Source organism: Nocardia sp. NPDC023852, assembly GCF_040639505.1.
Taxonomy (GTDB): domain Bacteria; phylum Actinomycetota; class Actinomycetes; order Mycobacteriales; family Mycobacteriaceae; genus Nocardia.
The window spans coordinates 52,650-66,704 of the sequence record NZ_JBFAAB010000025.1; the positions used below are offsets into that span (position 1 = coordinate 52,650).

The following is a 14,055-nucleotide window of genomic DNA, read 5'->3' on the forward strand; positions in this document are numbered from 1 at the left end:
TGTACTTTTGCGTGGCATCGCGGGCGCTGCGGACACACGCGCGATAGCCCGCGCTGCGGCGAATGCCCAGTCGGCCGCTGGTGCCGGCGATCAGGCGGCAGCCTGGGAGCGGGAGAGCGCGATCGCGGTAGCGCACATGACCAGCACCGCGAGCCCGGTGACAACGAGGCCCACCGTGTCGGTGCGGAAGCGTTCGTCGAGCGCTGCGACGCCGAGGAAGGCGGCGGCCAGCGGCTCGGCGATTGTGACGGCGGGCAGTGATGCGGTGAGCGACCCGGCCTGAAACGCGCGCTGCTGCAGATAAACGCCGGCGATGCCCGCTGCGACCAGGGCCCAGGTCTGCCAGGCGCCGGGCACGTCACCGAGACCATGCTCGAACAGGCCGGTGACATAGGAGGTGAGGGCGGCGGCCAAACCGTACAAGGACCCGCTGGCCGCACCGAGCAGCAGCGCCCGCCGCGCCGGGTCCGCCGCGACGATGCCGCATGCGGTGGCTGCGAGGATCAGAGCGAGTAATACTCCTAGCGGAAGCAGCCATTCACGCAGCGGCGCATTGGCATTGCCCGGGGTCGGATTGCCGACGAGGAGAAAACAGGCCAGCGCGGCGCTCAGGGCGAGCGCGGTCGCCCAAGTGCGGGCGGCGATTCGGCGGTTATTGAGCCGCGCTGCCAGCGGCAGCGCGAATACCAGCGCGCTCACCAGGATAGGCTGCACCAACAGCACCGCGCCCAGGGTGAGCGCCGCGACCTGCATGGCATATCCGCCCGCATCCCCGACGGTGCCCGCCCACCACCGCGGGTTGCGCAACAACGATGCGACGAGGGAGTCCCCTTCCGGTACTGCGGCCGCTGCCCGTTGCTGTGCGACCGCGGCGACCGCGAACAGCATCGCCGCGATCAGCGCGCAGACGACGGCTCCGACCGTATGGGTGGCCACCAATTAGTTCGCTCCGCGATTGCCGAGCCTTGGTGACTGCTGTGCTCGCACGGCGCGTCGCCTCGTACGCCCGGGCGTGTCGGCGGACCCGGAACCTCCAGCTCGAGTCGAGAATTCGGCCGTCGCATCGAAGTTGCGTGCGGGTGCCGCCTTCGGCGTGCCGGCGTGCCGTCCCACGTTGTTGCCCGCAGCGGGATTCCCAGTGAGTTTCGCGGCGCTGCGTCGGCCTGACGTTCCCTTGGCGGGGCCGCTGGTGTGGCCCGCCGAGGACGCCGCGCCCGAACGTCCGCCGGACTTCTTCGCCGCACCCGCGCCGCGCCCACTGGTTGCGGAACCCTCCCCGCGCCGCCCCGGCTTCCGGCGAGCGGATTTCGCCGGGTCGGTGGCAGGCGCCACCGCGGGTGCGGTCGGCGCCGCGACCGGAATTCCGGATGGTCGGCGCGCGCCGGTGATCCGAATCAGCGTGCGGTCGCCTGGACGGACGTCGACCCCGTCGACCTCGACGCCGGCCTTGCGCGCCATCGACTCGACGTCCCGGCGTTCCTCGTCCATGACGAGCGTGACCACGACGCCGTCCTCGCCGGCGCGGGCGGTGCGCCCGGCCCGGTGCAGGTATGCCTTCGGCTCGGCTGGCGGATCGACATGCACGACAAGGGAAATACCGTCGACATGGATGCCGCGGGCGGCGACGTCGGTGGTGACCAGTACCGGCACCGAGCCGTCGGCGAATGCGGCGAGGGTGCGGGTCCGGTTGTTCTGTGCCTTACCGCCGTGCAACGCGCCCGCGGGGATGCCCGCGCCGCGCAGCTGTTTGGCGAGGCGGTCGGCGCCATGCTTGGTGCGGACGAACATGATGGTCAGACCGTCGCGCGCGGCGATCTCGGTGGCGACAGCTCGCTTGGCTAACTTGTCCCGTACGTACAGCAGATGGTGCGACATCGTCGCGACCGAGGCCGACGGCGGCGCGGTGGAATGGGTAACCGGCGAACGCAGGTAGCGCTTGACCAGCTTGTCGACATCGCCGTCCAAGGTGGCCGAGAACAGCAGGCGCTGGCCGTCTTTCGGTGTACGGTCGAGCAGCTTGGTCACCTGCGGCAGAAAGCCCATATCCGCCATGTGGTCGGCCTCGTCCAGCGCGGTGATCGCCACGTCGGACAGGTCGGCGGCGCCCTGCGCGAGGAGATCCGCGAGCCGCCCCGGCGTGGCGATGAGCAGGTCGACGCCGCGGGCGAGCCGGTCGGCCTGGCGCCTGATCGGCGCTCCGCCGACTACCGAGGCAACGCGGAGACCGAGCGCGAGCGCAGGCTCATCGAGCGCCCGCTCGATCTGTGCGGCCAGCTCGCGGGTCGGCACCAGCACGAGCCCGCGCGGTCGGCCCGGCTTGGCGGACGCGCCCGCCAAACGGGTGAGCATCGGAAGGCCGAAGGCGAGGGTCTTCCCGGAACCGGTCGGCCCGCGGCCGAGCACATCCTTGGCGGCCAAGGCGTCCGGCACGGTGGCGGACTGAATCGGGAACGGCGTCTCGATGCCGTCGCGCCGCAGTGCCTGCACGAGCACGGCGGGCAGGCCCAGTTCCGCAAAGGTCACGGTGGGCGCCGCGGCGACGGTGGTCGAGGAGGTCACGAGGTGTGTATGCCTTTCGTCGCACAACGCGTTCGACGGGAACGCACTGTTCGGTGGGATCGAGAGCGGTGCACGATCGGTTCGCCGCGTTGCGGCGCGAGCGATCGAGTGCCGGTGGTGAGGTGGAGCGGCCGACCGGAGAGCGGGCCGAGTGTCCAGGATACGTGCCCGCGATTCAGCCGTGGAACAGCCGACCCAGTTCCACGAGCCAGGGTACGGCCACAGCCAGTGTCGGAACCACGAGAATGGTGGCCGAGCCGAGATAGGCGGCCGTGGCGATGCGCACGTCGCCGATCCGATCGCTCAGGCGCTGGATACGGATTAGCGTGGTCGGCCCGCCCGCCGCTAACGCCCCCTGCGGGGCGGTGGACTTCGCGCACGCCACCAAGGCGCGGGCCAGCGGTTTCGGACCGGTGACCTTGACGGCGGAATCGTCGGCGAGCAATTCGATGAGCAGTTTCACCGAGCCGAGGGCCGCCTTGCTGCGCACCAGCCTGGGGAAGGCCTCGTGCACCGCGGTGAACGCCTCGAGCACCAGATCGTGCCTGGCCCGCAGGTGCGACCGCTCGTGGCTCACGATGGCGGTGACCTCGGCGTCCGCCAGGTTGGTCAGCGTGCCCTGGCTGAGCACGACCCGCTGGCGCAGGCCGGGCAGGCAGTAGGCGATCGGCTCGGTGGCGGCCAGCACCCGGATATCCGCCGCGCGCCGGTGCGGACCGCTTTGGTCGAGCAGGTCGACGAGCATGCGGTGGCGCGCCCGGCGCCTGCGGGTGTGCACGCCGACCCGGACGATGGCGTAGATCAGCCGGCCGCCGACCAAGAGCGTGAGCGCGAAGACGAGCACGTAAGCCAGCCACAGCGGCAGGCCGAGTGCGTCGATCTCGCGGGTCGGTGCGGTGGTCGGGCGTCCGTCCGGGCCGGGAACGAGCAGTTCGGCCGCGATGGCGAGCCCCGACCCGAATGCGCTGAGCACTGCGGCAAGCGCGATGGCCTGCCAGAGCACCAGCGCTGCCCGGGGCGTCCGGTAAGTCCAGGTCGCTCGACTGAGCAAGCGCGGGGCAGGCCCCGCGAGAAGCAATGCGAGTCCGGCGAAGACCGGCGCGGTTGCGTTCATCGACTCAGCTCACTGCGTTGTGGGGCCAGGGCGCCCGAGGAGGCTACTGCGGTGGCGGTGCCGAATCCTCGGTTGCTTCGAGCTTAGCGAGTGCTTCCCGCAATGCGGCAGCCTCATCCTTCCCGACCTGTTCGACGAAGTGCACGAGCGCGGCGGCGCGGCTGCCCGCCTCATCGGCCTGTTGTAGGGCGTCGACCATCAAACTGGCCACGAGTTCGTCGCGCGTGTGCACGGGTGCGTAGCGGTGCGCACGATCGTCGCGTTGCTGAACCACGAGGTTCTTCTTCGCGAGGCGTTGCAGCACGGTCATCACCGTGGTGTACGCGAGCTCACGGCGTGCGGCGAGCGCCTCGTGCACCTGCCGGACCGTCTGCGGTTCGTCGGCCGACCACAACTGGTCCATAACCGCTTTCTCGAGTTCACCAAGACCTGCCATTCCACAATTTTAGGTAATCAACGACGTCGATGCGTACTACAGGACGTCGTAACTATGGAATAGCTGGTGTGTCATTTCTCATAGCTGCGGTTTCCGGCGTGACGGAAGCCGGTCCGCCCGCTGTGCCGCGCACGTGCCTGGTGCCGATCGGCACGACCATCGGCCTGCCTGAGACCGGATCCTCGAGCACTGCGGCGTCCAAGTCGAAGACCTTGCGCAACAACTCGACGGACACGACGTCAGCTGGGGCACCGGCGGCGACGACGCGCCCGGCCCGCATCACGACCAGCTGGTCGCTGTAGCGGATCGCGAGGTTCAGATCGTGCAGCACCATGACGACGGTGCGACCAAGGTCGGCGTGCAGCCGGTCGACGAGATCGAGTACCTCGACCGAATGCGCCAGATCGAGGTAGGTGGTCGGCTCGTCGAGCAGCAAGATGTCGGTGCCCTGGGCCAGCGCCATGGAAATCCAGGCGCGCTGGCGCTGGCCGCCGGAGAGCTCGTCGAGCGTGCGGTCGGCCAGATCGGCGATCCCTGTCTGTTCGAGCGCGGTGGTGACCTCGGCTTCGTCGGTCGCCGACCACTGCAGGAACCAGGACTGATGCGGATGGCGACCACGCGCGACGAGATCGGCCACGGTGAGCCCTTCCGGTGCGACCGGCGACTGCGGAAGCATGCCGACGACGCGGGCCACGTCCTTGGTCTTCATCGTCGAAATGGCCTTGCCGTCCAACAGGACCTGGCCCGTTCGCGGGCGCAGCAGCCGCCCGAGCGAGCGCAGCAGCGTGGACTTGCCGCAGCCATTCGGCCCGATCACCGTGGTGATCACGCCGGGGGCGATATCCAGGCTCAACCCCTCGACGATCACCCGGTCGCCGTAGCCGAGGGTGACGCCGTCGGCGCCCAGTCGGTGCACCGGGACGTGAACCCGGCGGCTCGTGGTGTCCGTAGTGGTGATGTCCGCGGTGGTCATGAAAGCGTCACCTTCCGATTCATCCGCACGAGCAGGTACAGCAGGAACGGACCGCCGAATGCCGCGGTAACGACGCCCACCGGCAGCTCGGCCGGGAGCAACGCACGCGAGGCGACATCCGCGCCGACCACAAGGATGGCGCCGATCAGCGCTGAGCCGATCAGTGGTTCGCCCGGAGTGCGCAGCACCAGGCGCGCGATCTGCGGGCCCGCCAGCGCGACGAAGCCCACCGGACCGACGGCGGCCGTCGCTACCGAGGCGCCGACCACGGCCGCGCCGATCAAGACAGCCTGCTGAGTCTGGATTCGCACACCGAGCGCGCGGGTGGTGTCCGCGCCGAGGCGCAGCGCCGCGAGTGTGCGGGCCGAGCCGAGCGCGACGAGCACGACTATGGTCGCGGCGATCCCCGCGGGCGCCAGGTGGGCGCGGTCGGCTGTGTTGAGCGATCCGTTGAGCCACAATTGCGCGCGCTGCGCGTCTACCGAGCTGGCGCGCGTCAGCAGCCAGCTGACGCTCGAGGCCAGCAGCGCGTTGACGCCCACGCCGATCAGCACCAGCCGAAGGCCGGTGGCGCCGCGCTCACCGGTGGGATTGCGTCCCCAGGCGAGCAGGTAGACGGCCACCGCGGTGAGCAGCCCGCCCGTCAGCGCGGCCAGCGGCGCGCCGACCATGGCGGCCAGTCCTGTGCCGGTGCCTCCGGTGCCGACCAGGACGGCGACCGCGCCGAGGCTCGCGCCGGAGGTGATGCCGAGTATGTCCGGCGCGGCCAGCGGATTGTGCAGAATCGACTGCGTGATCGCACCCGCGAGGCCGAGCGAGACGCCGACCACCAGAGCGGTGAGCGCGCGCGGCAGCCGGGATTCGAGCACGATGAACCGCTGTGAGCGGGTGCCGCCTCCGGTCAGCACGTCGAGCACACGCCCGAGCGTGAGGTGCGACTCGCCGACGGCGATGTCGAGGCAGAACAGCGCCAGCGCCAGCGCGGCCAACGCGACGACGATCAGCGTCATCGCCGGACGCAGCACCATCGAGACCGGTCCTACCCGCAGTGCGCGTCTCCTGCTCGTGGTCTCCACCGAAATCGTCACAATCTCACCAGCTCGCGGCGACGGACGAACGTGAGGAAGAACGGCGCGCCGAGGGCGGCGAGCGTCACCCCGACCTGCAACTCGCCGGGCCGGACCACCAGGCGGCCGACGATGTCGGCGACCAGCAGCAGCAACGCGCCGAACAACCCGGAGTAGGGAACCAGCCAGCGATAGTCCGGACCGGTGAACACCCGGGCGAGGTGCGGGACAGTGAGGCCGAGGAACGCGATCGGCCCGACCGCCGCCGTCGCCGCTCCCGAAAGCAGTACCACGGCCGCCAGTCCTACCGCCCGGCTGCGGCTGACGTGCACGCCGAGCCCCCGCGCGACATCGTCGCCGAGGCTGAGCACATTCAGTCTCGGCGTCGCCGCGACCGCGAGCAGCGTGCCGAGTGCCAGGAACGGAAGCACCTGCCAGAACACCCCGGCATCGCGGCCCGCAACCGTGCCGACTACCCAGAACCGGTAAGTGTCCAGCGCTGACGCGTCGAGCACGATGATGGCATTCGTCATCGCTTGCAGGAACGCGGTCACCGCGATGCCGGCCAGCACAAGGCTCAGCGGACTCGCCTTGCCGCCGCCGACGGCCGAGATTCCGAACACCACCAGACCGGCGATCAACGCTCCTGCGAAGGCGAACCAGATGTACTGCTCCGGCGCGGTGAACGCGAACAGATACACGCTCAGCGCCGCGAGGAATGCCGCCCCCGCGTTGAGGCCGAGTAGCCCGGCGTCGGCGAGCGGGTTGCGGGTGTAGCCCTGGATAAGCGCGCCCGCGATGCCCAGCGCCAGCCCGCAGACCAGCGCTAGCGCGGTGCGGGGGATGCGCAGGCCGCGCACGATCTGTTCCTCGGTCGAGCCCGCGGGGCAGGTGAAGGGCCCGCTGGGGCAGCTCAACGCATGGTGCGCGGCGTCGTACACGGTTCCGGGAGCGAGCGAGCGCGTGCCGACGGCGACGCCTGCCATAACGGCGAGCAGAAGCATGGCGGTCAAGACGAGGAGTCCGGAAAGACGACGCCGCCTCACGGTGCCAAGGTGTTTCACGGCGACGACCGCTCCTGACTCGAACCGCGATACTTGCTAGGTCTGGTAAGCCTAACCTATCTTTCGAGGTACGCCGACCTGAGGAGGTTCGATGACTGAGCTCGTCACCACACCGCGCCGATGTCAGCCGGCATTCGGGCGCGCCTGTGCCCGGCTGCGCGCGCTGCAACCCGAGCATCCGCGGGTGTACGCCGTGGCAGCGATGGCTGAGCAGGGCAAACGACGCTGGTGGCGGCTGTCGGACGGAGTGTGCGAGGGTCGGATCGAACTCATGTACCGGCGTCACGCCGCGGAGATGATCAGCGCCGACATCGCCGCGGAGGTCGTTGCGACAGCTCTGATTCACGCGGTCGTGGGTCGCGTGGTCGCGTTACTTGTCGCGGAGGGCCGCGCGTGGGATCCGGGTCTGGAGAACCTCTGGATACACACCGACAGCGACGGCGGGATCGACTGGGCCGGCTTGGAAGACACCACGATCCGGGTGCTGGACGGTGACCGGCTCGCTGGCGAGGCCGGCGTGGTCAGCTTGCCGTGTGAGGAGGCTATGTACGTCTGGCTCGCACATCGCTGCGAGCCCCCGCTGGCGCTCATTCAGGCCAGCATGGCGCACTGCTCCATGCTGAGCCCGCGCCGGTTCTGGTCTCTTGTCGGCGAGTCCATCGCGGGCGCTTCGACTTACGTGCCCGACCTCGCGCGGACCGACGCGGTCCTCGGCGTGCGGCGTGGTCGGGGGCTGCTGGCCGCGCTCGCCGATCGCGGACTCCCGGTGTGTTGATCCGCGGGTTGCCTAGTTAGGTAAGCCTGGCCTATGCTCGTGCTCGGCGTAAGGATCGCGTGCGAGTCCCGAGGGCTGCGGTGACCCCCGATCCCTTGCCGCGACGGGCTCCACTCCGGTGGGGCCCGTCGCTCTGTTTCCCATGGCTGACCGTCGACCCGCAAGACGCCGGGTGTGCGGCGGGCGGTCGTTCGCGTTGTGCGACAGTGAAGGCATGACAGAGCAGGAGACCCAAGCCATCGGCTCGCTGGCGGAGCTCACACCCGAGCAGGTGAACAAACTCAGCGAAGGCACCTTCACCGACCTGATCGGCCTGCGCTTCACCGAGTTGAGTGCCGACCGGGTGCGCGGCGAGTGGGTCGTCAAGCCGCACCTGTATCAGCCCGCAGGCATCCAGAACGGTGGTGTGTACTGCACTGTCATCGAGACACTCGCCAGCATGGCGGGCGGGATCTGGTTCGGCGACCAGGGCACGGTGGTCGGCGTGAACAACAACACCGACTTTCTGCGCGCGGTTCGCGAGGGCACCCTGACCGGCGAGGCGACGCCCGTGCACCGCGGCAGGCTTCAGCAGCTGTGGCAGGTCGTCATCACCGACGAGCAGGGCCGCACCGTGGCGCACGGCCAGGTGCGGCTGCAGAATCTGCCGCATCGACCCTGAGTGCTCTCGTCCGGCGTCGGCGGAACGCGCGTGCCAGAATGTCGGTCACCCAGCTACTCCGACCCGGTGAGGAGCCCGGATGCGACTGTCGCCGCACGAGCAGGAGCGCCTGCTGCTGAGCTACGCCGCCGAGCTGGCCCGGCGCAGGCAGGCGCGCGGACTCAGGTTGAACCATCCCGAGGCGGTCGCGCTCATCACCGACCACGTGCTCGAGGGCGCGCGGGACGGCCGCACTGTCGCCGAGCTGATGTCCTCGGGGCGAACAGTTCTCACCCGTGGCGACGTGATGGAGGGTGTGCCGGAGATGATCCACGACGTCCAGGTCGAGGCGACTTTTCCGGACGGAACCAAGCTCGTCACCGTGCACCACCCGATCGGCTAGGAGGACCGCGTGATTCCGGGCGAGTATCTGTGTGCTGAGGGTGCGATCGAGCTCAACGCCGGGGCCGACCGGATCGAGCTCGATGTGCTGAACACCGGTGATCGACCGGTGCAGGTAGGCAGCCACGTGCATTTCCCGCAGGCGAATGCCGCGTTGCGGTTCGACCGCACGGCCGCGCACGGCCGCCACCTCGATATCCCGGCGGGCACCGCAGTGCGCTTCGAACCGGGCCTCGGCCAGCGGGTTTCGCTGGTCCCGTTGGGCGGGACACGTGAGGTGTACGGTATCAGTCCGACCCCGCCCGGACTGCTGGATGGACCGGCATGAGCCAACTGAGCCGCGCCCGCTACGCCGAGCTGTTCGGGCCGACCACCGGTGACCGGATCCGCCTCGCCGACACGAATCTGCTGATCGAGATTACCGAGGACCGCAGCGGCGGACCGGGATTGGCGGGCGACGAAGCCGTGTTCGGCGGCGGCAAGGTGCTACGCGAATCGATGGGCCAGGGCCGAGTGACCCGCGCCGCGGGCGCCCCGGACACCGTGATCACCGGCGCGGTGGTCATCGATCACTGGGGAATCATCAAGGCGGACATCGGTATTCGGGATGGCCGCATCTGCGCCCTCGGGAAGGCGGGCAATCCGGACACCATGAGTGGGGTGCACCCGGACCTGGTCGTCGGCCCATCTACCGAGATCATCGCGGGCAACGGCCGCATTCTCACCGCGGGCGCCATCGACTGCCACGTTCACTTCATCTGCCCGCAGCTGATGGGAGAGGCCCTCGGCGGCGGCATCACCACGCTGATCGGCGGCGGCACCGGTCCCGCCGAGGGCAGCAAGGCAACCACCGTGACCCCCGGGTCGTGGCATCTGGCGCGCATGCTGGAGGCCACCGACGGCTGGCCGATGAACATTCTGTTGCTCGGCAAGGGCAACACGGTCAGCGCCGAAGCCATGTGGGAGCAATTACGCGGCGGCGCAGCGGGTTTCAAGTTACACGAGGACTGGGGTTCCACCCCGGCTGCCATCGACGCCTGCCTCACCGTCGCGGACGCCGCTGGTGTGCAGGTGGCGTTGCACTCGGACACCTTGAACGAGGCCGGTTTCGTCGAGGACACCCTCGGCGCCATCGCGGGCCGCGGCATCCACGCCTATCACACCGAGGGCGCGGGCGGCGGGCACGCGCCCGACATCATCACCGTCGCCGCCCAGCTCAACGTGCTCCCCAGCTCGACAAACCCGACTCGCCCGCACACGGTCAACACCCTCGACGAGCACCTGGACATGCTGATGGTGTGCCATCACCTGAGCGCCTCCATACCGGAGGATCTCGCGTTCGCTGAGAGTCGTATCCGGCCGTCCACCATCGCCGCCGAGGATCTGCTGCATGATCTCGGCGCCATCTCGATGATCGGAAGCGACTCTCAGGCCATGGGGCGTATCGGCGAGGTCGTGATGCGCACCTGGCAGACCGCGCACGTGATGAAGCGCCGCCGCGGCGCACTGCCGGGCGACGGCGCGGCGGACAACGCCCGCGTCCAGCGCTACGTCGCGAAATACACCATATGCCCGGCCGTCGCGCACGGCCTCGACCACGAGATCGGCTCGGTCGAGGTGGGCAAGCTGGCCGACCTGGTGCTGTGGGAGCCCGCGTTCTTCGGTGTCCGTCCGCATGCCGTGCTCAAGGGCGGCACGATCGCCTGGGCCGCCATGGGCGACGCCAACGCCTCCATCCCGACACCGCAGCCGGTGCTGCCGCGTCCCATGTTCGGCGCCGCCCCCTCGACCGCCGCGGCCACCTCGTTGCATTTCGTCTCCGAACAGGCGATCGAGGACGGTCTGGCCGACCGGCTGCGGGTGCGGCGAGAACTCGCCCCGGTGCGCAACGTCCGCGGCGTCACGAAGGCCGATCTCCCGCACAACGACGCTATGCCGCGCATCGAGGTGGACCCGGACACCTTCACCGTCCGTATCGACGGCGAGGTCTGGACCGAGCAGCCCGCCACCGAACTCCCGATGGCCCAGCGCTACTTCCTGTTCTGAGTATCGCGCTGGCTGCTGCTCTGAGCGCGGAGGTCACCTTCGGCGCGGCCGGCGTCGAGATAGAGGCTGTGGCGAGCGCGCCGCTCCGTGCGGTTACCGAGAAGCGGGCGCTGGTGCTCGCCCAGATCTACTTGCCTGGTGACCGCTGGCGGTTGCGTGCTGTCGGGCACGGGTATCCAACCGATCCGGCTCGGTTTGGCCCGTGACTACGGAGTGGAGGTCGAAGAGTAACGCGGTCACTCGGATGGTCCTGCTTTCGCGCCCCGCTGGTGGCGGAAGGCGAGGCGGACGATGTCGGCGACGTCGGGGTCGGCGATCGCGTAGACGTTGCGCCTGCCGTCCTTGTGGGCGCGGACGAGACCGGCGAGTTTGAGTTTGGCCAGGTGCTGGCTTACGGCGGGCACCGTCTGGCCGATCGCGGCGGCGAGGGTCCCGACATCGCGCTCGTCCTGGCTGAGCAGCCACAGGATCTGCAAACGCGCGGTGGCCGCGAGCATTCCGAAAACCGCCGCCGCATCCTGTAATCGGTCCGCCGGGATAAGGCCCGGCGGCTCGCCGTGCTTGGTCACGTCCGCCTCCAACCTGTCGTAGCGTGGCACGGCGTGATCAGTTGCGCAACCGGGCGCGGATCAGGTAGCGGCGGGGCCGATCAGCCGACGACGGCGTTCATGATGGTCCCCGCGCTGGTGGCGACGACACCGCCGATCATGGCGCCCGCGACCATCTTCGGTGAATCGAGGGTGCCGCCGCTCCACTTCTCCCAGGCGAATTTGCCTCCCGCGTAGGTGATGCCGGAGACGCCCGACAGCAGCACGAACCAGGTGAGATAGCGGACCAGCTGCAGGATCTTTTCCGAGCCGGGCGGCGCCTCCGGCGTGGGATTGTCGATCTGGGCAAGGAGGACTTCGTGAACGGCGGTGAGAATCATGGCTGCACTCACTCTGGGTCGTGGGGCGTAGGGGGCACGGCTACCCTCCCGGGCCGCTCCTGGCTACGGGATCTGGTGTCTTGCCGCAGCCTCTACCGTGCATTCCAGGGGATAGCCAAATCTTTACCGAACAGTATGTGTTGCTCCGATTGATTTCGGGTGGTGTCCTCGGGTTTCTGTCCGAAATGACTGATATAGCGCGCGCTTTGCGTAGTTTGTCATGTGATGATTGCGAGGAGAACTCAAGTTTGCTACTAATTCGCTACAACGCTGAGCGGGCTCTGTACCCCACGCTGCGGGTCCGGATGGGCGGCGTGTTGATCGACCGGGCGCACATGTTCACCGTCGTGCCCAAAGGCGCTGTCGCAGTCGGTGATCGCCTCTTCCGGGTGATAGCCGACGACCACCCTTTTCAACGCCGTGACCGTGGACCGCTTCGACACCGAACTGCTCTAGCGGCATTGGATTCCCTGGCCCGCGACGACGTCGACACCGCCGCTGTGCTCCGGGAACGGCTCGGCGTGGACTTCGCCGCCGCGCGCGACCGCGTCGGGGGACCGACAACTTTCTCCTGCCGTCCGGTAGTCGCCAACTACAAACGCGGGCTGGCTGCGCTGATCCGGGTCCGCCCGATCATTACCTCGCGCGTAATCGACTTGGCGCACGTGGCCGGGCATGGTGGAGGAAGCCGGTCCGAAAACCCGGGTCGGATAACGAAAAGTTTTTCTGCACAGGAGGATTCGCTATGTCGCGATACGAGGAAGCGGTAGATCGGTACTTCGAAGCGTGGAATGCCACCGAGGAGGAGTCCAGGGCGAAGGCGGTCGCCGCCGCATGGACCGAGGATGGGTTCTACATCGACCCGCTGGCGGACGTCAGTGGGCACGACCAGCTTGCGGCGGCCATCGGGGGAGTGCAGGCGCAGTTCCCGGGTTTCGAGTTCCGTCGGATCGGCGTGGTCGACGGCCACCACGACGTCGCGCGCTTCGCCTGGGAGTTGGTCTCGCTCGCTGACGGCAGTGCACCGGTCGCAGGCTCCGACGTGATCACGCTCTCCGCCGACGACCGGATCACCGGCGTACACGGCTTTCTGGACCGGGTGCCGTCGGCGTAATTCCCGCGCTCGAGCGCGGGGGCATCGACACTCGTCGCGGGCCGGATCATCGCATCCGGCCCCCGCGAGCTCGACCGTCCGCGCTCCGGCCCCGCGACCGGACTACTCCGGAACCAGGACGGGCGCGGGCTCCTGGGCCGGCGGTGTGGTCATGCGCCACCGCGCGTCGACGACCAGGCCGACGACGCCCACCGCGAGGCAGACGCCGGAGAGCGCCAGCATCGCCGGATGCGTCGCCCCGGTCAACGCGTCACCGAGGATGACCGTGCCGATGGTGCCGGGCAGTACGCCGAGCACCGTGGCGATCAGATACGGCCAGAACCGGATCGAGGACAACCCACTGCAGTAATTGATCACCGAGAACGGCACCGCGGCGATGAGCCGCAGGGAACCGACTGCCAGCCAGCCTCGGCGTCGCAGGCGGTCGTCGATGGCGCGCACCGCAGGATGGGTGAGCCGGGAGGCGACCTGATCGCGATCGAGCGCGCGTACGAGCAGGATCGCCAGCGCCGCGCTGACCGTCGTCGCCCCCACTGCGAGCGCGCTGCCCAGCAGTGGGCCGAACAGCAGTCCCGCGCTCACTGTAAACATGGTCCGCGGGATCGGCGCCACCGTGACCAATGCATGGACCGCGAAGAACAGCAGGGGAAAGGCGGGGCCGACCGAGGTCGCCCAGACCTGGATCTGATGTGGACTCGGCAGCGGAACCAGCACCGCCGCGACGAACAACGCGGCCGCGCCGACGAGTAGCGCGGCGATACGCGGGTCACGGATCAGCTTGGTCATCGCGACAGGTTACCGGTTGGTAGTGGCGGGCAGGGTCAACCGGCGCGAAACCGCCCGCTAGCATCGAAGGAAGCGGGACGAATGCTCGTTAACCAAAATGGTCGTTGAGCTGGGCAGATGTGAGGGTACCTGGCCCACGGAGGCGGTACGC

The 14,055-nt window shown here is 68.9% G+C and carries 17 protein-coding genes; 6 read left to right on the forward strand and 11 right to left on the reverse strand.

Annotation, left to right across the window (positions count from 1 at the left end; all coding sequences use genetic code 11):
• Window positions 1-90 precede the first annotated feature (90 nt).
• From AB0H00_RS26235 to AB0H00_RS26265, 7 genes are all read right to left on the reverse strand, one after another.
• Complete coding sequence (locus AB0H00_RS26235) at window positions 91-936, reverse strand: DMT family transporter (RefSeq protein ID WP_357271299.1); 846 nt, start codon at window positions 934-936, stop codon at window positions 91-93.
• A gap of 3 nt (window positions 937-939) precedes the next feature.
• A complete protein-coding gene (locus AB0H00_RS26240; RefSeq protein WP_357271302.1) occupies window positions 940-2,559 on the reverse strand; it encodes a DEAD/DEAH box helicase in 1,620 nt (539 codons plus the stop codon).
• A 175-nt stretch (window positions 2,560-2,734) separates the two neighbouring features.
• On the reverse strand, window positions 2,735-3,673 hold the full coding sequence (locus AB0H00_RS26245; protein ID WP_357271305.1) for a M56 family metallopeptidase: 939 nt from the start codon (window positions 3,671-3,673) through the stop codon (window positions 2,735-2,737).
• 43 nt (window positions 3,674-3,716) lie between these two features.
• Window positions 3,717-4,109 (reverse strand): BlaI/MecI/CopY family transcriptional regulator, encoded by a 393-nt coding sequence (locus tag AB0H00_RS26250; RefSeq protein ID WP_357271308.1) that lies wholly within the window; start codon window positions 4,107-4,109, stop codon window positions 3,717-3,719.
• Between the two features lie 52 nt (window positions 4,110-4,161).
• Complete coding sequence (locus AB0H00_RS26255; RefSeq protein ID WP_357271311.1) at window positions 4,162-5,082, reverse strand: ABC transporter ATP-binding protein; 921 nt, start codon at window positions 5,080-5,082, stop codon at window positions 4,162-4,164.
• Complete coding sequence (locus AB0H00_RS26260; RefSeq protein WP_357271313.1) at window positions 5,079-6,170, reverse strand: iron chelate uptake ABC transporter family permease subunit; 1,092 nt, start codon at window positions 6,168-6,170, stop codon at window positions 5,079-5,081. The genes AB0H00_RS26255 and AB0H00_RS26260 overlap by 4 nt, the downstream gene beginning before the upstream one ends.
• On the reverse strand, window positions 6,167-7,153 hold the full coding sequence (locus AB0H00_RS26265; RefSeq protein WP_357271402.1) for an iron ABC transporter permease: 987 nt from the start codon (window positions 7,151-7,153) through the stop codon (window positions 6,167-6,169). The genes AB0H00_RS26260 and AB0H00_RS26265 overlap by 4 nt, the downstream gene beginning before the upstream one ends.
• 151 nt (window positions 7,154-7,304) lie before the next feature.
• On the opposite strand from AB0H00_RS26265, the gene AB0H00_RS26270 reads away from it, so the two are divergent.
• The 5 genes from AB0H00_RS26270 to AB0H00_RS26290 all read left to right on the forward strand — a co-directional run bounded on the left by AB0H00_RS26270 (window position 7,305) and on the right by AB0H00_RS26290 (window position 11,076).
• The gene (locus AB0H00_RS26270; RefSeq protein ID WP_357271316.1) at window positions 7,305-7,988 is read left to right on the forward strand and encodes a hypothetical protein; all 684 of its coding nucleotides are present in this window, start codon (window positions 7,305-7,307) and stop codon (window positions 7,986-7,988) included.
• 214 nt (window positions 7,989-8,202) lie between these two features.
• A complete protein-coding gene (locus AB0H00_RS26275; RefSeq protein ID WP_357271319.1) occupies window positions 8,203-8,649 on the forward strand; it encodes a PaaI family thioesterase in 447 nt (148 codons plus the stop codon).
• Between the two features lie 79 nt (window positions 8,650-8,728).
• The gene (locus AB0H00_RS26280; RefSeq protein ID WP_357271322.1) at window positions 8,729-9,031 is read left to right on the forward strand and encodes an urease subunit gamma; all 303 of its coding nucleotides are present in this window, start codon (window positions 8,729-8,731) and stop codon (window positions 9,029-9,031) included.
• Between the two features lie 9 nt (window positions 9,032-9,040).
• Window positions 9,041-9,358, forward strand: coding sequence for an urease subunit beta (locus tag AB0H00_RS26285; RefSeq protein ID WP_357271325.1), 318 nt, complete (start codon window positions 9,041-9,043; stop codon window positions 9,356-9,358).
• On the forward strand, window positions 9,355-11,076 hold the full coding sequence (locus AB0H00_RS26290; protein ID WP_357271328.1) for an urease subunit alpha: 1,722 nt from the start codon (window positions 9,355-9,357) through the stop codon (window positions 11,074-11,076). Before AB0H00_RS26285 ends, AB0H00_RS26290 begins: the two co-directional genes overlap by 4 nt.
• Before the next feature lie 236 nt (window positions 11,077-11,312).
• On the opposite strand, the gene AB0H00_RS26295 is transcribed toward AB0H00_RS26290, so the two are convergent.
• From AB0H00_RS26295 to AB0H00_RS26305, 3 genes are all read right to left on the reverse strand, one after another.
• Window positions 11,313-11,645, reverse strand: a complete 333-nt coding sequence (locus AB0H00_RS26295; protein ID WP_357271330.1) for a metalloregulator ArsR/SmtB family transcription factor — start codon at window positions 11,643-11,645, stop codon at window positions 11,313-11,315.
• A gap of 80 nt (window positions 11,646-11,725) precedes the next feature.
• On the reverse strand, window positions 11,726-12,004 hold the full coding sequence (locus AB0H00_RS26300) for a hypothetical protein (protein ID WP_357271333.1): 279 nt from the start codon (window positions 12,002-12,004) through the stop codon (window positions 11,726-11,728).
• A gap of 254 nt (window positions 12,005-12,258) precedes the next feature.
• The gene (locus AB0H00_RS26305; protein ID WP_357271336.1) at window positions 12,259-12,447 is read right to left on the reverse strand and encodes a hypothetical protein; all 189 of its coding nucleotides are present in this window, start codon (window positions 12,445-12,447) and stop codon (window positions 12,259-12,261) included.
• Between the two features lie 302 nt (window positions 12,448-12,749).
• Between AB0H00_RS26305 and AB0H00_RS26310 the strand changes: the two genes are divergently transcribed.
• Entirely contained in the window at window positions 12,750-13,118 is a 369-nt protein-coding gene (locus AB0H00_RS26310) for a nuclear transport factor 2 family protein (RefSeq protein WP_357271339.1), read from the forward strand.
• A gap of 102 nt (window positions 13,119-13,220) precedes the next feature.
• Here the strand turns inward: AB0H00_RS26310 and AB0H00_RS26315 are convergent, their stop codons facing one another.
• Window positions 13,221-13,904, reverse strand: a complete 684-nt coding sequence (locus tag AB0H00_RS26315) for a TVP38/TMEM64 family protein (RefSeq protein ID WP_357271342.1) — start codon at window positions 13,902-13,904, stop codon at window positions 13,221-13,223.
• Window positions 13,905-14,055 lie beyond the last annotated feature (151 nt).